11 protein-coding genes are annotated in these 19,140 nt (G+C 71.5%); 8 read left to right on the top strand and 3 right to left on the bottom strand.

What is annotated here, in order from left to right; genetic code table 11:
- The first annotated feature begins 13 nt into the window (after positions 1-13).
- Both ACYVOO_RS12810 and ACYVOO_RS12805 read left to right on the top strand, forming a co-directional pair.
- Positions 14-2,065 carry a TerD family protein gene (locus ACYVOO_RS12810; RefSeq protein ID WP_461015772.1) on the top strand — a complete coding sequence of 684 codons (2,052 nt, stop codon included), beginning with the start codon at positions 14-16 and terminating at the stop codon, positions 2,063-2,065.
- 266 nt (positions 2,066-2,331) lie between these two features.
- Entirely contained in the window at positions 2,332-3,333 is a 1,002-nt protein-coding gene (locus ACYVOO_RS12805; RefSeq protein ID WP_461015771.1) for a TerC family protein, read from the top strand.
- 133 nt (positions 3,334-3,466) lie between these two features.
- Here the strand turns inward: ACYVOO_RS12805 and ACYVOO_RS12800 are convergent, their stop codons facing one another.
- Complete coding sequence (locus ACYVOO_RS12800) at positions 3,467-6,841, bottom strand: phosphodiester glycosidase family protein (RefSeq protein WP_461015889.1); 3,375 nt, start codon at positions 6,839-6,841, stop codon at positions 3,467-3,469.
- Positions 6,842-7,490: 649 nt separating this feature from the next.
- Between ACYVOO_RS12800 and ACYVOO_RS12795 the strand changes: the two genes are divergently transcribed.
- Together ACYVOO_RS12795 and ACYVOO_RS12790 are read left to right on the top strand one after the other, a co-directional pair.
- Complete coding sequence (locus ACYVOO_RS12795) at positions 7,491-9,311, top strand: PP2C family protein-serine/threonine phosphatase (RefSeq protein WP_461015770.1); 1,821 nt, start codon at positions 7,491-7,493, stop codon at positions 9,309-9,311.
- Positions 9,312-9,452: 141 nt separating this feature from the next.
- On the top strand, positions 9,453-10,529 hold the full coding sequence (locus ACYVOO_RS12790; protein ID WP_461015769.1) for a cobalamin B12-binding domain-containing protein: 1,077 nt from the start codon (positions 9,453-9,455) through the stop codon (positions 10,527-10,529).
- Between the two features lie 22 nt (positions 10,530-10,551).
- Here the strand turns inward: ACYVOO_RS12790 and ACYVOO_RS12785 are convergent, their stop codons facing one another.
- Positions 10,552-11,043, bottom strand: a complete 492-nt coding sequence (locus tag ACYVOO_RS12785; protein ID WP_461015888.1) for a Rieske (2Fe-2S) protein — start codon at positions 11,041-11,043, stop codon at positions 10,552-10,554.
- Positions 11,044-11,194: 151 nt separating this feature from the next.
- Entirely contained in the window at positions 11,195-14,203 is a 3,009-nt protein-coding gene (gene uvrA, locus ACYVOO_RS12780; protein ID WP_461015768.1) for an excinuclease ABC subunit UvrA, read from the bottom strand.
- A gap of 197 nt (positions 14,204-14,400) precedes the next feature.
- On the opposite strand from uvrA, the gene ACYVOO_RS12775 reads away from it, so the two are divergent.
- The 4 genes from ACYVOO_RS12775 to rapZ all read left to right on the top strand — a co-directional run bounded on the left by ACYVOO_RS12775 (position 14,401) and on the right by rapZ (position 19,138).
- Positions 14,401-15,132, top strand: a complete 732-nt coding sequence (locus ACYVOO_RS12775; protein ID WP_461015767.1) for a maleylpyruvate isomerase family mycothiol-dependent enzyme — start codon at positions 14,401-14,403, stop codon at positions 15,130-15,132.
- Between the two features lie 142 nt (positions 15,133-15,274).
- A complete protein-coding gene (locus tag ACYVOO_RS12770; protein ID WP_461015766.1) occupies positions 15,275-15,931 on the top strand; it encodes an MBL fold metallo-hydrolase in 657 nt (218 codons plus the stop codon).
- Positions 15,932-16,000: 69 nt separating this feature from the next.
- Entirely contained in the window at positions 16,001-18,112 is a 2,112-nt protein-coding gene (gene uvrC / locus ACYVOO_RS12765; RefSeq protein ID WP_461015765.1) for an excinuclease ABC subunit UvrC, read from the top strand.
- 129 nt (positions 18,113-18,241) lie between these two features.
- Positions 18,242-19,138: an RNase adapter RapZ gene (gene rapZ / locus ACYVOO_RS12760; RefSeq protein WP_461015887.1), complete on the top strand. Its 897-nt coding sequence runs from the start codon at positions 18,242-18,244 to the stop codon at positions 19,136-19,138.
- The last annotated feature ends 2 nt before the right edge of the window (positions 19,139-19,140 follow it).

The following is a 19,140-nucleotide window of genomic DNA, read 5'->3' as shown; positions in this document are numbered from 1 at the left end:
GGGGGACGTGAGGATGACGGCCGAGCTTGTCCGGGGGCAGAACCACCCACTGCCGGAGACCCGCCTGGAGATCCGGATCTCGGCGGGGAAGCCGGTCGTGGCGGGGGCGAGCCTGAACGACGAACAGGGGCGGGTCCGCGAAGCGGAGTGGATCGCCCACCCGGCACAGCCGCGTCTTCCGGGCCTGGAGGTCTCCCGCCAGGCCGCCGCCGACCACAGGCTCGCCGTCGATCTCGGCGCACTGCCCGCCGACGTCCACCGGGTGAACGTGCTGCTCGCACTGCCCGCCGGAGTCGGCGGCCCCGCCTCCTTCGGCACCCTCGCGGCGCCCTTCGTCGCCGTCACGGGGCTGGAGGGCGACGAGGTCGCCAGCTACACCGTCACGGGTCTTGACGCGGAGTCGGCTGTCGTGGCCGTCGAGCTGTACCGCAGGCAGAACGCCTGGAAGGTGCGCGCCGTCGGCCAGGGGTACGCGGGCGGTCTCGCCGCCATGCTCGCCGACCAGGGGCTGCCACAGGCGGACGAGCTGGCCGCCACGATCAACGAGGCCGTCGCCGCGGGGCTGGCCCGCTCCGTCGCGCCCCCGGCGGGCCCGCCCGGCGCGGCCCGCGCCCGCAGCGGCGCCCACGCGTCCTCCGGCCACACCAGCACCCAGGCGGGTGCGGGCCAGGGGGGCGGGGGCGACCCGGCCACCGGAGGCGCGACGGCCGGTAGCGGCGCACCAGGAAGCGGCGCGGGGACGCCGTCCGCCGACGGCTCCCTCGGCGCGCCGGGACCGGGACCGGTCCCCGGCGCGGGTGCCGCCCCAGCCGCCACGGGGCCCGGCGGCCCGATCGACTACCAGCACCCCGGCCGCCGCCCGGCCGCTCCGCCCCCGCCACCGCCCGCACCGCCCACCGCGCCGCCGACGAGCGGCGATCCGCACGCCCCCGTGGCCGGAGACGCCGCCGGGTGGTCGATGGAGGAGCGGCTCTACAACCAGGTCTGGGGCATGTTCGAGGACCTGGCCCGTACGGTCGCCGCGTACCGCTCGGCCGTGGACTTCGCGGAGTCGCGGCAGGAACAGGAGCTGGACCAGGTCCTCTCCGACCCCCGCACCCGGGTCGGCCCCGTGGCGGACGCGGCCCGCAAGGAGGCGGGGGACAAGCACGCCCGCCTCGTCGAGCAGGCCCGCGCGGTGCTGGACCGCGACGTTGCCCAGCTGGCCGCCGAGTCCGAGGTGGTCGAGCCCGCGCTGCCGCCCGCCTTCGCGGGCTGGGACAGCCCCGTGTGGCAGGCGTACCAGGTGCCCATGGAGGTGCCGATGGCGATGCGCCTGGGGGACCTCAGCCTCACCGAGAGCGAGGCGGCCGGGCTGCGCATCCCGATGCTGGTGCGGCTGCCGATGGAGCGCGGGCTGTGGATCGACAGCGGCCGTGAGCAGGGGACCGCCGACGCCTCGCTCGCCGACGCGGACGAACTGCGCCGCCGTGCCGCCATAGCCGGAACAGCCATCGCCGCGCGGCTCGCCGCCGTCTACCCCGTGGGGGACTTCACGCTCCACGTGATCGACCCGGCCGGAACCGCGGCCCCCGCCCTCGCCCCGTTCGTGGACAGCGGCGTGCTGGCCGAGCCCCCGGCAGCGGGCGCCGCCGGGGTGGCCAGGACGCTGGAGCGGCTGACGCAGCGCGTGGACCTGGTGCAGATGGCCGTGCGCAGCGGCGCGGCCGACGCGCTGCCGCCCGACCTCGACACCGCGGAGCAGTTGCTGATCGTCCACGACTTCCCGCACGGCTTCGACGACCGCGCCGTCACCCAGTTGCGCTACCTCGCGGACGAGGGCCCCTCCGTCGGGGTCAACCTGATGCTGATCGCCGACCGCGAGGACGCGCGTGCCTACGGCCCGGTGCTCGATCCGCTGTGGCGGGCCCTGCTGCGCGTCACCCCTGTGGCCAGCGGCCACCTCGCGGATCCCTGGGTGGGACACGCGTGGACGTATGAGCCCTCAGTGGCTCCGGACCACAGCCAGGTGATCCCGCAGGTGCTCGGGAAGGTCGCCGCGGCCCGGCGCGTCTACGGGCACTGAGCGTGCTGAGGCCGCTCTGACCAGGGGTTCCATGCCCCGTCCCGTTCCCCCGTACGGATGCATGGTCGTGCCCCCTACCTGCGCTCTTTACTATTGCTTGGTATTGCTTTACTGTTCCTTGTGCGGAGGGGAGTATTCCCAGCCTCGCGGCGTTCTCGTCAATACGGATCGGCTCGTCCGATCCCGGGACGTCGGTCCAGCGGCACTTGTCACTGGGCGGAAGAGACCTCCGGCCCATGCGAACATGCAAGCCGGAGGTTGCGTTCATGGACGTGTCCCTATCGGTCTGGGTGCTGACCATCGTTGGTCTGTGCGCCCTGATCGCCGTCGATTTCTTCATCGGGGGCCGTAAGCCCCACGAGGTCTCCCTGAAGGAGGCCGGGACCTGGACGATCGTCTGGGTCGTCCTCGCCGCACTGTTCGGCGTCGGCCTCTTCCTCTTCGAGGGCGGTCAGCCCTCGGGAGAGTTCTTCGCCGGTTACATCACGGAGAAGTCGCTCAGCGTCGACAACCTGTTCGTCTTCGTCCTGATCATGGCGAAGTTCGCGGTCCCCACCATCTACCAGCAGCGGGTGCTGATGGTGGGTGTGCTGATCGCGCTGGTGCTCCGCGCCGTCTTCATCGCGGCCGGTGCCGCGATCATCTCGACCTTCTCCTGGGTCTTCTTCATCTTCGGCGCCTTCCTCATCTGGACCGCCTGGAAGCTCATCCAGGAAGCGCGGGCAGGCGAGGAGGACGAGGAGTGGGAAGAGGGCCGCCTGATGAAGGCCGTCGAGCGCCGCTTCCCGTCGACGAACAAGTACCACGGCACCAAGCTGTTCATCGTCGAGAACGGCAAGCGGCTGATGACGCCGATGCTGCTCGTGATGCTGGCGATCGGCACCACCGACATCCTGTTCGCGCTGGACTCCATCCCCGCGATCTTCGGTCTGACCCAGGACCCGTACATCGTCTTCACCGCCAACGCCTTCGCCCTCATGGGTCTGCGGCAGCTCTACTTCCTGATCGGCGGCCTGCTCAAGAAGCTGGTCCATCTGTCCTACGGGCTGTCCGTCATCCTCGGCTTCATCGGCGTCAAGCTGGTGCTGCACGCCCTGCACGAGCTGGGGGTGCACGTCCCGGAGATCAGCATCCCGGTCTCGCTGGGCGTGATCTGCGCGGTGCTCGTCGTCACCACCATCACCTCGCTCATGGCCTCCAAGAAGCAGGCGAAGGCCGAGCAGGCGGAGCAGGAGAAGGCCGACAAGGAGAACGCGGACGCGTCGTAACGTCCGTCCGTACGGCCGCCCCGCCGTACGGCCGCGCGGCGCACGCGCCGCATGGGGCGGCGGGAGGATCCCTCCCGCCGCCCGTCGGCGTTTCCGGTGCCCTTCCGGCCCTTTCCGGCCCCGGAGCACCGGATCAGCGGGCGACGACCACCCGGCGCTCCGCGCGTTCGCCGTTCACCGTCACGGCGAGGGTCACCGTGCCGGGGCGCAGGGCGGTCAGGACTCCCGTGGCGGGGGAGTAGGAGGCGACGCAGCGCCCCTTCTTCCCGCTCCCCTTCACGCACAGGCCGCGCGAACCCGACCAGTCGGCACTGAGGGGCCAGGCGACCGGTATGGCACGGGCCGCCGCGCCCTCGCCCTGGAGGACGGTCGCCGGTGTCTTCGCCGAGTCCCCCACGGACAGCTCCGACGGCGCCTCAAGGGTGAGGCCGTCCACATGGGCCCGCGTCTGCGCGGAGATCCAGCCGCCGGAGCCGGAGCGCGGGCCCGAACCGGAATCTGAGCCGGCGCCGCCCGTTCTGGGCGTGCCCCGGTCCACGCCCAGCATCGACCACCCCGTGAACCCGCCCGAAGCGGCCCCCGCCGCCGGCGCTTTGCCGGAGTTGCCGTTGACGAGATACGGGACGCCGTCCACCCGCGAGGCGTCGAAAGCCCCCGCGTGCGCGCCGATGAGGACGGCGCCCTTGCCCGTACGGTCCTGGAAGTCGCTCAGCCAGTCCTCCAGCAGGTCCGCCTCCATCCGGTCGGAGAGCTGGCTCGCCGACTGGCCGGTCGGATCGCGCGGCGGGACGTGCTGGAGCACTGCGACCGAGCTGACGGAACGGTCCTTCGCCGCCGAGTCCAGCGCTCGCCGCAGCTCCTGGAACTGCGCGTACCCGCCGCCGCGCACCGTCAGGGACGAGGTGTCGAGAGTGACGAAGCGGGTGCCCTTGTGATCGAAGGTGCGCTGCGTCGGACCGAACTCACGGACGAAGTTGTCTATGCTGCCGCCCATGACCTCGTGGTTTCCCGGTACGTAGTACCAGTCCACGGCGTCCCCCAGCTCCTCCTCCAGTATCGAGCGCGCGAACCTGAGATCCTCGGGCGAGCCCTCGTCGACGAGATCGCCGTTGATGACGACGAAGTCGGGCTTCGCCGCGCGGATCTCGCGCAGGGTGCGACGGGCCTGCCGCACCAGCGGGCTGTCCGGCGCGCGGGCGACGAACTGGGCGTCCGACATGACCGCGAAGCGCCAGTCGCGGCCCTGGGTGTCGGCGGCCGTCGAGATCAGCGGGTCCTTGTGGCGGGGCGTCGCGGGCAGATCGACGTCCGGCGGGGTGCGGGCCACCAGCTCGTCGAGCACCACGTCGCCCGTGTACTGCTCGGCCGGCCGGGTCTCGGCCAGATAGAAGCGGTACACGCTCACCGGATACGCGACCGCCCCCGGAACGGGGAACGTGACCTCCTGCCAGCCCGTCCAGTCGACGTTCGCGCCGCGCAGCACATGGTCCGTGCCCATCGCGTCCTTGAGGTGGAGGGAGGGCCAGGCGCCCCTGCCGTCGCCCTTGATCCACATGGTGAAGCTCTGCGGCTGCCCCTCGACGGGGATCTGCGCCGGAGGGGTGGCGTAGGCGGCGCGGGTCGCCGTCGACCTGCCGAAGTCGTAGCGCATCCGCAGCCCGGTACCCGTGTGCCCCGCAGGCTCCGCCGCGAGGGAGCCCTCGGCGCGCGCGGCGCTGAACTTCCAGCTCCCCGCGTCGTCGAACCCCGCGACCCGCTGATCGTGCAGCCCGACGGTGACGGCGAGCCGCGTCGTACGCCCCTCGACCGTGACGTCGACGACCCCCGAAGCGGCCTCCTGGCCGGGACGGGCCTTGACGGTGAAGCCCCCGGCGGCCGTGTCGGGGGTGATGGTGAACCGCGAGCGGTCGTAGTCCAGCCGCACATCGGCCGGTTCCACCGGGGCGCTCGTGCCTCCCGCGTCGTAGCCGAGGATCCCGAAGGAGCCCTCGGCCTGCGCGTCCGCGAGGCCCACGCGGTCACGGGTGGCGCGTACGCGGTCCAGCTCGCCGAGGACCTCCAGCTCGGCCGAACCCTTCGCGCGCCCCTGATGGGCCGTCACCTCGGTGCTGCCCGTGCGACGGGCGTGGAAGACCCCGGAGGCGTCGGCGCGGCCCACGGCGGGGCGCTCGGCGCGCCAGTCCGGGGTGCCGTCGGCGGGGCCGTACGTCTCGTCGTAGCCGGCGGCGGTCAGCTTCCTCGTCAGCCCGGGGAAGACCCGCTCGGGGTGGCCGCCGGGGACGTTGTCCGCCGTCGGCGCACGCTCGGGGTCGGCTGCCGTCTCGACCCAGAACCCGTCCAGCCGTCCGCTGCCCTCCGGCGCGGTCAGCGCCAGCCCGTTGGGCACCGCGCGCTCCTCCCCGTCCGAGGGGGAGTTCTCCAGCTGGGGCTCCTCGGCACCGGGCTCGCGGGCGAGCAGGGTGGAGGAGCCGCCGCCGTCGAGGTTCAGGGCGTTGTACGCGCCCAGCTCGTCCATCATCCGGCCCAGCTCGGTGAGGGTGACCCCGCCCGAGGCCGCCTGCCGTCCGTCCACGGTCAGGACGTGCATCGTCGAGCCGTCCTTGGAGAAGCCGACGGCGGTACGGGGCGCCGCCGTGTTGTTCGGCCCGCCCTCCCAGTCCTGCGGCTCGCCGTCCACGACCAGCAGCCCGCGCCCGCCGACGGCCGTACGCGGCACGGGGCTCCCGTCGTCCGTCCGCACGTGGTACTCGACCGAGACCGGATCGCCGGGGTCCAGGGAGTCCAGGGTCTTCGCGCCGACGTCGCGGCCGACCAGCACCGTGGCGCCCTCCTCGATCGGCCCCTTGCCGGGCGTGTCCGCGATGGAGGCCACCTTGCCGTCCTTGACGGTCACCTCGGCGGTGTCCGCGGCGCCGTCGGCCGTCATCGCGCGGTCGGCGTCGCCCCACTGGGAGTTGTACGCGCCGATGCCGTTGCCCGGCACGTTGGCCGCGTTGTAGCCGCCCAGCGGCTCCTTGCCGTCGGGGAGGGTGAGCGTGCCCTCGAAGTAGAGGTCCAGGACGCGGCCGGCCGCCTCGGGGCCGATGCCCACGGCGGCGGAGTTCCCGGCAGCGGGGGAGTGGGTGGGCTCGCCCTCGCGCACGCCGGGGCCGAGCGGTGCGCCCGTCTCGTTGATGTCGAAGAAGTCGGCGTTGAGGGAGGCGACGGTACGGCGGCCCTCGCCGGGGTCGTGCTGCTTGGTCAGCTCGCTCACGGTCTTGCGCTGGGAGACCTTGCCCGAGGAGAGGTAGTCGGTCCGGGTGCCGCGCGTGCCGCTGCCGAGTTCCAGGCTGAGGGCGTCGGCCCGCAGCCACTTGTCGGGCTCCAGCCGTTCGAAGGAGGTGAGCGTGGCGCCGGGTGCGACGGGGCGGCTCTCACGGGACAGCTCCATGCCGTCGCCGGCCGTGCCCGGTGCGGTCGTGGTGCCGGGGGTGGCCGGTGCGGTCGCGGTGGCCGGTGCGGTCGCCATGCCCGGAGTGGTCGCGGCGCCCGTCGAGGATGTCGCGAGAGATGCCGCTTCGGGCGCGGGCCGATCGGGTGGCGCGACGGCTCCCGCGGGTGCCGCCAGCCCCGCCGCGAGCGCGGAGACGGCCGTGGCGGAGAGCAGGGAGCGGGTGAGGAGTCTTCTTCTTCTGCGTGCGTGGATCTGGGTCTGAGTCACAGCATCCCCCACAAACACGTGTGTTCCATGCGCTTCCTGCGCACAGCGCGGCACAGCGTCCCAAGGGGGACCGGTCTACACCAGAGGCCGCGCGAGAAAACGGTGCGAACAACACGCCGCGTGTATCTGACGGTTGAGTCATTCCCGCGCCGGGGCGCGTACGCCCCCGCCTGCGAGGGAACTGCTGAGCGGCGGCGCGGAGGGCTGCGGGGGAGCGCCGGTGGCATGGTCGCAAACATTGCGGGACACGACATGAAACGGATTCTGCCGAGCGAGTCACGACTATCTGTGCACGTCTTTTGAACGCAATGCCCATGTCGCTTGCGTAGGTCCACTCCCGGGCGAGACGGTTTCCGTTCATCGAGCCCCAGAGAACGAGCCCATAGAGAGCCGCATCAGGTGATCACCCGCACTACGGGTGGCACCCGCTGTGACGTCCTGTCGTGAGGTCGTCCCAATGCCCGCACCCCGTCCCTCGCGGTCAGCCGCACCTCTGCTGCCGTCCTCCGACCTCGACCTCCCTGACCTCTGGCGCGCCGTCACCGACAGCGCACCGGGGCCGGTGCTGGCCTTGGACGGGTCCGGACTGGTCATCCTCGCGAACGGACACGCGCAGGCCGCCTTCCCCGGGCTCGCGCCCGGCAGGCCGCTCGCGGAGGCGTCGATTCCGCACTGGCTGACCAGGGCGTTCCTCGCACAGCGGGAAGGCGGGACGGGGCGGAGCCCCGACGAGGTGCGCGGACGCCTCGCCGACCGCTGCGTCAGAGCGCGGCGGCGTCCCCTCGGCCGCGGCGGTGACGCGTGGTGGCTGACGGAGACCGACGAGGGAGCGGCACGCGCGGGGCGCACAGGGGCGACGGCCGAGCACGAGCGAGCCGAGTACGAGCGGATGGCGTTCCTGGCGGACGCGTTACAGAGCCTGGTCGGCTGCCTGCGCCCTGACCGGTGCAGGGCGTCGATCGCCGAGCTGGCTGCGGGGCGGCTCGCTGACGCGGCCCTCGTCGTCACCAGTCACCGCGAGGGGCGCCTTTTGACGGTGACGTCGGCTTCCGCTTCGGCGTCGGGATCGGCCCCGGCTTCGGATGCGGGCCCCGCTTCGGGTGCGGGCTCCGCCCAGGAACCCGCCCGGGCGCGGGCCTCGGGACGCGCCGCCGAACGGACCGTGAGCGCCCACCCGCGCGACGTCCCCGGCCTGGCGGAGGCACTGACCGGAGCGCCCCCGGCGCGCTCCGGCTGGACCGACCCCGCGCACCTGCCGTCCTGGGTGCCGCCCGAGGGGTTCGGCGAGGTGGGCGACTTCGTCGTCGTGCCCCTGGTCAGCGGCCTCGTCCCCGCCTCGGCGCTCGTGCTGCTGCGGAGCGCGGAGAAGGGCGGCGGCGGCTTCGGCGAGGACGGCGGCTTCGGCGAGGACGGCAGCTTCAGTGACGACGAGGTGCTCTTCGCGCGGCTCTTCGCCACACGCGCGGGCTCCGCGCTCTCCTCGGCCTGCCTCTACGCCGAGCAGGCCGCGGCGGCCGACGTCCTGCGCGAGGGACTGCTGCCGCCCGCGCTCCCGAGCGATGATCGCGACGGCCTGGACCTGGCGGGTTCCTACCGGCCGGCGCTCGCTCTCGGCGGGGTCGGCGGCGACTTCTACGACCACTACCCGCCCGCCCCCGGCACGCACGAGAGCACCGTCGTGCTCGGCGACGTGTGCGGCAACGATCTCGAAGCCGCCGCCGTGACCGGCCGGGTGCGCCACACGCTGGCGGCCCTGCGCCAGTGGGAACAGCACGACCATCCGCGTACCCTGCGCGCCCTCAACGGCGCCCTGCTGAGCGCCGGCTGCCCGCGCTTCGTCACCCTCGTGCTGGCCTCCGTGACGCCGGTGCGGCAAGGGGAGGGCGGCCTCGCGCTGCGGCTGACCACGGCCGGGCATCCGCCGCCGCTGATCGTCCGGCGAGAGGGCCGAGTGGAGGAGGCGGCGACAGAGGGGACCGTCCTCGGCGTGTTCGACGAGATCGAGGCGACCAGCTTCGAGACGACGCTACGACCCGGAGAGAGCTGCCTGCTCTACTCCGACGGCATCACCGACGCTCGCGGCGGCCCGACCGGCCGACGGCTCTTCGGCGAGGAACGGCTCGGCCCGGTCCTGGAGACCTGCGCGCGGATGACCTCCGCGGCGCTCGTCGAACGGGTGCAGAGCCAGGCCATGCAGTGGCTGGAGGGCCAGCAGCACGACGACATGACCCTCGTGGCCATCACCGCTCCCTTCCGCGTGCGTGACGACGCTGTGTGACGACGCGGCCGGGGCCGTAAGGAGGGAAGATGTTGAGACCCGATGAACGATGAAGAGAGTTCGGACGAAGCGGGCACGGGCGAGAGAAGCCCGGACGTAACCGGCCCGTCTGGAGGGCCCGCGGGATCTGCGGCGTCCGCGGTGGGCCCTGACGGAGCGACGCTGGAAGCGCGCGTCGCGGAGTTCGTCGCCGCGGTCTCCGAGGGCGACGAGCACACAGCACTCCGCGTGGTGAACGGCGCCCTCGAAGCGGGCACGGAGCCGGAGGACGTGCTCCTGCGGATCATCGCGCCCGCGCAGTACCGCGTCGGCGAGGACTGGGCGGCCGACCGGATCAGCGTCGCGACGGAGCACGTGGCCACCGGCATCAGCGACCGCGCCGTCGCGGCGGTCGCGGCGACCCACTCCGCGCCCCGCGCCTGGTACCGCGGCCGTATCGCCGTGGCGTGCGTCGAGGGGGAGTGGCACGCCCTTCCGGCGCGCATCCTCGCGGAGGTGCTGCGGCTGCGGGGCTGGCGCGTGGACTTCCTCGGCGCGCATGTGCCCGGCACCCATCTGATCGACCATCTGCACCGCACGGGCGCGCATCTCGTTGCGCTGTCGTGCTCGCTGCCCGTCCGGTTACCCGCCGCTTACGTCGCCGTCTCGGCCAGCCAGGAGGCGGGCGTTCCCGTGCTGGCGGGCGGCGCTGGATTCGGCCCCGACGGGGAGTACGCGCGGACGCTGGGCGTGGACATGTGGGCGCCCGACGCCGTGACGGCCGCCTCCCTGGTGCACGACGAGTGGCCGGTGCTCGGGGGCACGCGGGTGCCGGATCTGGCCCACCTGGAGGATCAGGAGTACGCGCTGCTGATGCGGGACCGGCACCGCCTGGTGGCGGACACGCTGGCCGCGCTGCCCGCGCGCTTTCCGGCCATGAAGTCGTACACGAGCCATCAGATGCGGTGCACGGAGGACGACCTCTCCTGCATCGCCGAGTTCCTGGCGGCTGCGCTGTACGTCGACGACCAAACCCTGTTCACGCGCTTCCTGCTCTGGACGGCGGACATTCTGGAGGCCCGGAACGTGCCGGTGGTCTCGCTGCTGGAGGCGTTGGACCTGATGTCCCTCTCGTTCCGGGACTTCTTCCGGGCCGGTGCGGTGGTCGGCGCAGGGCTGACGGCGCTGCGGGAACGGGAAGGGGAGCGGGGCGGGGGAGGGCCGATGGGCGTGGGCTGAGGACCGCGCCCCGTCCGCCGCGTCAGTAGCCCCCGCCGGAACCCGAACCGGAACCGGAACCCGAACCGGAACCGGAACCGGATTCGGGGCCCGCCACGAGCTTGCCGTCCTTCTCCCGTACGGGAACTTCGGGGAGGGGGTTCGTGGCGGGACCTCTGATGACCTCTCCCGTGGTGACGTTGAAGCGGCTGCCGTGGCAGGTGCAGTCGCCCTCCTCCTTCTTGACCGTGGACAGCACGCAGCCACGGTGTGTGCACACCGCGCTGAACGCCTTGAACTCGCCCTTCGACGGCTGGGAGAGCACGAGCTTCTGCTCGCGGAAGAGCTTCGCCCCGCCGACGGGGACACCGCTCGCGGGGCCGAGGTCGACGGGGGCCGTGGGGGTCGCGGTGCCCTTGGCGGGCTGCTCCTCCCCGCCGCCGGAGGAGTCGGAGCAGGCGGTGACGGCGAGGCCGAGTCCGGCCACCGCCGGCACGCGCAGGACGGTACGGCGCGGGGTCTGCTGATCGTTGATCGTCACGCTCCGTACGATACGTCACCGTCTGTGGTGGAGTGCTCCCTCGCCGACGCATCCGGTGCCGCGTCCTGCCGCGTCCCGCCCCGCAACGCAACGCGAAGGGTCCCGTCGTGCCGCGGCACGACGGGACCCCTACGCCTCTACAGCCTCACGACCGCTTGCGCGCCGCCGTCTTCTTCGCGGTGGCCTTCTTGCCCGTGGTTTTGGCCGTGGCTGCGGTGGCCGTCTTCTTGGTCGCCGCAGAGGTGGCCTTCTTGGCGCTCGTCTTCTTCGCGGGCTTGCGGCCCGCGCTCCGCACCGGTGTCGCGTCGCTCACGCGGTCGCCCAGGAGGTCCCGCAGAAATTTGCCCGTGTGGCTGGCCGGGACGCCCGCGACCTGCTCCGGGGTGCCCTCGGCGACGACGAGACCGCCGCCGTTGCCGCCCTCGGGGCCCATGTCCACGACCCAGTCCGCGGTCTTGATGACATCGAGGTTGTGCTCGATGACGATCACCGAATTGCCCTTGTCGACCAGGCCCTCCAGCACCGTGATCAGCTTCCTGATGTCCTCGAAGTGCAGCCCGGTGGTGGGCTCGTCGAGCACATAGACCGTGCGGCCCGTGGACCGCTTCTGGAGTTCGCTGGCCAGCTTCACCCGCTGTGCCTCGCCGCCCGAGAGGGTGGGCGCCGACTGGCCGAGCCGGACATAGCCCAGACCCACGTCGTTCAGCGTGCGCAGATGGCGGGCGATGCCGGGCACCGCCTCGAAGAAGTCCAGGGCCTGCTCGATCGGCATGTCCAGGACCTCGGCGATGTTCTTGCCCTTGTAGTGGACCTCCAGGGTCTCCCGGTTGTACCGCGCGCCGTGGCAGACCTCGCACGGGACGTAGACATCCGGGAGGAAGTTCATCTCGATCTTGATGGTGCCGTCGCCCGAGCAGTTCTCGCAGCGCCCGCCCTTGACGTTGAAGGAGAAGCGCCCCGGCAGATAGCCGCGGACCTTCGCTTCCATGGTCTCGGCGAAGAGCTTGCGGACGTGGTCGAAGACACCGGTGTACGTCGCGGGGTTGGAGCGCGGCGTACGGCCGATGGGCGACTGGTCCACGTGCACGACCTTGTCCACCAGATCGTCGCCCTCGACGCGCTTGTGGCGTCCGGGGACGCTCTTGGCGCCGTTCAGCTCGCGGGCCAGGTGGGTGTACAGGATGTCGTTGACCAGGGTGGACTTGCCCGAGCCCGAGACACCGGTGACGGCCGTCAGCACGCCCAGCGGGAAGTTGACGTCGATGTCCTGGAGGTTGTTCTCGCGGGCGCCGTGGACGGTCAGCCTGCGCTGCGGGTCCACGGGACGGCGCACGTCCGGGATCGGGATCTGCCGCTTGCCGGAGAGATAGTCACCGGTCACCGAGTCCCCGTTGGCCAGCAGCTCCTTCAAGGTGCCGCTGTGCACGACCTTGCCGCCGTGCTCTCCCGCCCCTGGGCCGATGTCCACGACCCAGTCCGACGCCTTGATGGTGTCCTCGTCGTGCTCGACGACGATCAGGGTGTTGCCCAGATCGCGCAGCCGCACCAGGGTCTCGATCAGCCGGTGGTTGTCGCGCTGGTGCAGCCCGATGGAGGGCTCGTCCAGCACGTACAGCACGCCGACGAGGCCCGAGCCGATCTGGGTGGCCAGCCGGATGCGCTGGGCCTCGCCGCCGGAGAGGGTGCCCGCGGCGCGGTTGAGCGTCAGATAGTCCAGGCCGACGTCCACCAGGAAGCGCAGCCGCTCGTTGACCTCCTTGAGCACCCGCTCGGCGATCTTCTTCTCGCGGGAGTTGAGCGTCATGCGGCCCAGGAATTCCGAGCACTCGCTGATCGACATCGCGGAGACATCCGCGATCGACTTCTCCTGCACCGTCACCGCGAGCACGATCGGCTTGAGCCGCGTGCCCTCACAGGCCGGGCAGGGCACCTCGCGCATATAGCCCTCGAAGCGCTCCCGGCTGCTGTCGGTCTCCGCCTCCTGGTGGCGCCGCTTGACGAACGGCACGACGCCCTCGAAGGCGGTGGTGTAGGCCCGCTGGCGCCCGTACCTGTTGCGGTAGCGGACCTCGATCTGGGTCTTGTGCCCGTACAGCAGGGCCTTCTTCGCGCGCTGCGGCAGGCCCGCCCAGGGGACGTCCATGCGGAACCCGAGAGCGTCGGCCAGGGCGCCGATGAGACGGCCGAAATAGTCCCGGGTGTGGCCGTGGGACCACGGGTGGAGCGCGCCCTCGTCCAGGGACTTGTCCTCGTCCGGGACGACCAGCTCCGGATCGACCTCCATCCGGGTGCCGATGCCGGTGCACTCGGTGCAGGCGCCGAACGGGGAGTTGAAGGAGAAGGTGCGCGGCTCCAGCTCCTCGAAGGACAGATCGTCGTACGGGCAGTAGAGGTGCTCGGAGTACATCCGCTCGCGCTGCGGGTCGTCCTCGTCGAGATCCACGAAATCGAGGATCACCATGCCGCCCGAGAGGCCGAGCGCGGTCTCCACGGAGTCCGTGAGGCGGCGCTTGGCGCCGTCCTTCACCGTGAGGCGGTCGATGACCACCTCGATGGTGTGCTTCTCCTGCTTCTTCAGCTTCGGCGGCTCGGAGAGCTGGATGGTCTCGCCGTCGACCCGCGCCCGGCTGTAGCCCTTCGTCTGGAGCTCGCTGAACAGATCGACGAACTCGCCCTTGCGCTCGCGCACCAGTGGCGAGAGCACCTGGAAGCGGCTGCCGGGCTCCAGGGCCAGCACCTTGTCCACGATGGCCTGCGGCGACTGCCGCGCGATCGGGCGCCCGCACTCGGGGCAGTGCGGCTTGCCGATGCGGGCGAAGAGGAGCCGCAGATAGTCGTAGACCTCGGTGATCGTGCCGACCGTGGAGCGGGGATTGCGAGAGGTCGACTTCTGGTCGATGGAGACTGCCGGTGACAGTCCCTCGATGAAGTCCACATCGGGCTTGTCCATCTGGCCGAGGAACTGCCGTGCGTACGCGGAGAGCGACTCCACGTAGCGCCGCTGGCCCTCGGCGAAGATCGTGTCAAAGGCGAGCGAGGACTTCCCCGATCCCGAGAGCCCGGTGAAGACGATGAGGGAATCGCGAGGGAGGTCGATCGAGACGTTCTTGAGGTTGTGCTCGCGAGCGCCACGGACGAGAAGACGGTCGGCCACGCCGGTTGGCACCTTTCGTGTGAGAACGGGGCGCCCTCGACTGCGCGGGAGCCCCCGACCAAGAGTATGGGTGGCGTCGTCCGAATGTCCTTGGCTTCCGGTCGACACTGCCCTTCGAGCCTATAGCACGTGCTTTCGATTTACGGCCCCCTTCGCCACCTTCCACCCGAAGGAGTGCCCCCACTAACTTGGGGATCATGACTTCTCCCGCGCACGACTCCGCTCTCGTACGGGAAGCCACCGGCCGCCTTCTCGCCGCCACCGCCGCGCTGGGCGACGCGGACGTCGCCGAGCCCTCCCTGCTGCCCGGCTGGACCCGCGGCCACGTCCTCGCACACCTCGCGCGCAACGCCGACGCGCTGGTCGAGGTGCTGGGCGGCCGGCCCATGTACGCCGACGGCGAGACCCGCGACGCCGACATCGAGCGGGGCGCCGCGCGGCCCCTCGCCGCCCACCTCGACGACCTGCGCCACAGCTCCGCGCGCCTCGACGGCGCGTTCGCCGCGCAGCGCGACGCCGTGACGGGCGCCGCCACACCGGCGGCGGCTGACTGGGACCGCGCCGTGGAACTGCGCAACGGCGTGCGGGACACCGCCGCTTCCCTGCCCTTCCGGCGCTGGATCGAGATCGAGCTGCACCACGTGGACCTCGGTATCGGCTATGGCTTACAGGACCTTCCCGACGCCTTCGTCGGCCGGGAGCTCGCCAACTTGGCCGCGCGCTTCCGCGGCCACCCCGAGATTCCGCTGCCCCTGGAGCTGCGCGCCGAGGGCGGCGGCCACTGGGAGACGGGCGCGACGGACGCGCCCGGCGGGGAGCCCTTCGTGATCACGGGATCCGCCGTGGCACTCGTCGGCTGGCTCACAGGGCGTACGCCCGGAACCGGCCTCTCCGCGAGCGGCCCTCTGCCAACACTTCCGCCACTCTGAACTATTCCCTCCGGCCGCTCTCCCCCCGGGGGCGCGGCCGGAAGTGGTGGCCACGCAGATCACGCGGACCACACAGGTCACACCGACCACGTACCGGCGACGGGGACCCGACAGCCCAGGGGGCGGGCATTAGGCTGGGCGCATGGCTTACAGCGGAGCGGTGAAGGTCGGCGGACCCGCGGACGTGCACGAGCTGACCAGCCTGATGATCTCCAAGGTCGCGGTCGGCCCCATGAACAACAACGCGTATCTGCTGCGCTGCCGGACGACCGGCGAGCAGATGCTGATCGACGCGGCGAACGAGCCGGAGACGCTGCTGCGCCTCGTCGGCGAGGACGGCCTCGCGTCCGTCGTCACCACCCACAGGCACGGTGACCACTGGCAGGCGCTCGAAGAGGTCGTCGCCGCGACCGGCGCCCGTACGTACGCGGGGCGGCACGACGCCGAGGCCGTCCCGGTGCCGACGGGCGTCCTCGTGGACGACGGCGACACGCTGCGGGTCGGCGAGGTCGAGCTGACGGCGCGCCACCTCGTCGGGCACACGCCGGGCTCCATCGCGCTCGTCTACGACGACCCGCACGGCCACCCGCACCTGTTCACCGGCGACTGCCTGTTCCCCGGCGGCGTGGGCAACACCTTCGGGGACGCGGACGCCTTCGTGAGTCTGCTGCACGACGTCGAGACCAAGATCTTCGCCCAACTCCCCGACGAGACCTGGGTGTACCCGGGCCACGGCGACGACACCACGCTGGGCGCCGAGCGTCCGCACCTGGCGGAGTGGCGCGAACGCGGTTGGTGAGGCGCGCCGCGCGTCCGACGGGTCTCCTGGCGGGGCCCGTCGTCACACCCCGCCAGTAGGGTGTGAGGCATGGCAGACCCCTCCAGCTACCGTCCCAAACCGGGAGAGATCCCCGACTCGCCGGGGGTCTACCGTTTCCGTGACGAGCACCGTCGGGTGATCTACGTCGGCAAGGCGAAGAGTCTGCGCTCCCGGCTGGCCAATTACTTCCAGGATCTGGCCAATCTCCACCCGCGCACGCGCACCATGGTCACCACCGCGGCCTCCGTCGAGTGGACGGTGGTCTCCACCGAGGTCGAGGCGCTCCAGCTCGAGTATTCCTGGATCAAGGAGTACGACCCCCGGTTCAACGTCAAGTACCGCGACGACAAGAGCTATCCCTCCCTCGCGGTGACGATGAACGAGGAGTATCCCCGCGTCCAGGTCATGCGCGGCCCCAAGCGCAAGGGGGTGCGCTATTTCGGGCCCTACGGGCAGGCGTGGGCCATCCGCGAGACCGTGGACCTGATGCTGCGGGTCTTCCCCGTGCGCACGTGCTCGGCCGGTGTCTTCAAGCGCTCGGCGCAGATCGGCCGCCCCTGCCTGCTCGGGTACATCGGGAAGTGCTCGGCCCCCTGCGTCGGCCGCGTCAGCCCCGAGGAGCACCGCGAACTGGCCGAGCAGTTCTGCGACTTCATGGCCGGGCACACCGGTTCCTATCTGCGCCGCCTGGAGCGGGACATGCAGGAGGCGGCCGAGGAGATGGAGTACGAGAAGGCGGCCCGCCTGCGTGACGACATCGACGCGCTCAAGCGCGCCATGGAGAAGAACGCGGTGGTGCTGACGGACGCCACGGACGCCGATCTGATCGCGGTCGCCGAGGACGAGCTGGAGGCGGCCGTCCAGATCTTCCACGTGCGCGGCGGCCGGGTGCGCGGGCAGCGCGGCTGGGTCACCGACAAGGTGGAGGACGTGACGACGGCCCAGCTCGTCGAGCACGCGCTCCAGCAGCTCTACGGCGAGGAGAGCGGGGACGCGGTCCCCAAGGAGGTGCTGGTCCCCGCGGTGCCCGAACCGGCGGAGCCGATCACGCAGTGGCTCGCCGGGCGCCGGGGCTCCGGCGTCAGCCTGCGCATCCCGCAGCGTGGCGACAAGCGGGCGCTCATGGAGACGGTGCGGCGCAACGCGGAGCAGTCCCTCGTGCTGCACAAGACCAAGCGCGCCTCGGACCTGACGACGAGGTCGCGCGCGCTGGAGGAGATCGCCGAGGCGCTGGAGCTGGACTCGGCGCCCCTGCGCATCGAGTGCTTCGACATCTCGCACTTCCAGGGCGACGATGTGGTGGCCTCCATGGTCGTCTTCGAGGACGGGCTCGCGCGCAAGAGCGAGTACCGCCGCTTCCAGATCAAGACCTTCGCGGGCCAGGACGACGTGCGGGCGATGCACGAGGTCATCAGCCGCCGCTTCCGCCGCTATCTCCAGGAGAAGCAGAAGACCGGCGAGTGGCCCGAGGGCGACGCCGCGGGCCCCGGCACCGACACCCTGGCGGCCCCCGCGTCCGGCCCCGCGTCCAACGGATCCGGCCCCGCGTCCAACGGATCCGGCCCTGCGCCCAACGGTTCCGGGCCCGTCGCCGTCGAGGAGGCCGTCGAGGAGCTGGAAGGCCCCGCCACCGGCAGCAGGGACGAGGACGGCAGGCCGAAGAAGTTCGCCTACCCCCCGCAGCTCCTCGTGGTCGACGGCGGCCAGCCCCAGGTCGCCGCCGCCCGCGCGGCCCTGGACGAGCTGGGCATAGACGACGTCGCCGTCTGCGGCCTCGCCAAGCGCCTCGAAGAGGTCTGGCTGCCCGGCGAGGACGATCCCGTCGTGCTGCCCCGCACCAGCGAGGGGCTCTACCTCCTCCAGCGCGTACGGGACGAGGCGCACCGCTTCGCGATCACCTACCAGCGCAGCAAGCGGACGAAGGCGCTGCGGGCCGGACCCCTGGACGCCGTCCCCGGTCTGGGTGAATCCCGCAAGCAGGCACTGATCAAGCACTTCGGCTCGGTGAAGCGGCTGCGCGCGGCCACGGTGGAGCAGATCTGCGAGGTGCCAGGCGTGGGCCGCAAGACGGCGGAGGCGGTAGCGGCGACGCTGTCGGGCGCTGCACCTGCCGCGCCCGCCGTGAATACGGCGACCGGTGAGATCGTTGACGAAGAATGACCGTAAAACGGTTGAAGAGGAATGACCGTAAGACGACGGGGGGACCAGAGCATGAGCACACAGCACGAGCACGAGCGTGAGCCCGAGCGGCGCGCCGACGAGCAGGGCGAGAGCGGAGACGGAGTCCAGGTGAGTACGGGCACGCCGGCGGAGGCCGAAGAGGCGACGATCCCCGAGCTGGTGATCATCTCCGGGATGTCGGGTGCGGGACGCAGCACGGCGGCCAAGTGTCTGGAGGACCTCGGCTGGTTCGTCGTCGACAACCTCCCGCCCGAGCTGATCCCGACCATGGTCGATCTCGGCGCGCGTTCGCAGGGCAACGTGGCCCGCATCGCCGTCGTCGTGGACGTCCGGGGGCGCAGCTTCTTCGACAACCTCAAGCAGTCCCTGTCCGATCTGGCCGCCAAGCAGGTCAAGCGCCGGATCGTCTATCTGGAGGCCAGCGACGAAGCCCTGGTGCGCCGCTTCGAGTCCGTACGCAGACCGCACCCCCTCCAGGGGGACGGCCGGATCGTGGACGGCATCGACGCCGAGCGTGACCTCCTGCGCGAGCTGCGCGGCGACGCCGATCTGGTCATCGACACCTCCAGCCTCAACGTCCACGAGCTGCGCGCCAAGCTGGACGCCCAGTTCGCGGGCGACGAGGAGCCGGAGCTGCGCGCCACGGTGATGTCGTTCGGGTACAAGTACGGGCTCCCCGTGGACGCCGATCTGGTGGTCGACTGCCGCTTCCTGCCCAACCCGCACTGGGTCCCCGAGCTGCGCCCGTACACGGGCACCAGCGAGGAGGTCTCGAACTACGTCTTCAACCAGCCGGGCGCCAAGGAGTTCCTTGACCGCTACTCGGAGCTGCTCCAGCTCATCGCGGCGGGCTACCGCCGCGAGGGCAAGAGATATGTCACCGTCGCCGTCGGCTGTACGGGCGGGAAGCACCGCAGCGTCGCCATGTCGGAGAAGCTGGCGCGGAGACTGTCCGACGAGGGTGTGGAGACCGTGGTCGTGCACCGGGACATGGGACGTGAGTGAGG

This window comes from Streptomyces daliensis, assembly GCF_054782395.1.
Note: the sequence above shows the minus strand (reverse complement) of the source record. Positions and strands in the feature narration are given on the sequence as shown.

Bases quoted from the DNA above. Each gene is read 5' to 3' on its own strand.
- uvrC (WP_461015765.1), top strand. From the start codon at position 16,001: ATGGCAGACCCCTCCAGCTACCGTCCCAAACCGGGAGAGATCCCCGAC.
- ACYVOO_RS12805 (WP_461015771.1), top strand. From the start codon at position 2,332: ATGGACGTGTCCCTATCGGTCTGGGTGCTGACCATCGTTGGTCTGTGC.
- ACYVOO_RS12775 (WP_461015767.1), top strand. From the start codon at position 14,401: ATGACTTCTCCCGCGCACGACTCCGCTCTCGTACGGGAAGCCACCGGC.
- ACYVOO_RS12810 (WP_461015772.1), top strand. From the start codon at position 14: ATGACGGCCGAGCTTGTCCGGGGGCAGAACCACCCACTGCCGGAGACC.
- ACYVOO_RS12795 (WP_461015770.1), top strand. From the start codon at position 7,491: ATGCCCGCACCCCGTCCCTCGCGGTCAGCCGCACCTCTGCTGCCGTCC.
- ACYVOO_RS12770 (WP_461015766.1), top strand. From the start codon at position 15,275: ATGGCTTACAGCGGAGCGGTGAAGGTCGGCGGACCCGCGGACGTGCAC.
- ACYVOO_RS12800 (WP_461015889.1), bottom strand. From the start codon at position 6,841: ATGGCGACCGCACCGGCCACCGCGACCGCACCGGCCACCCCCGGCACC.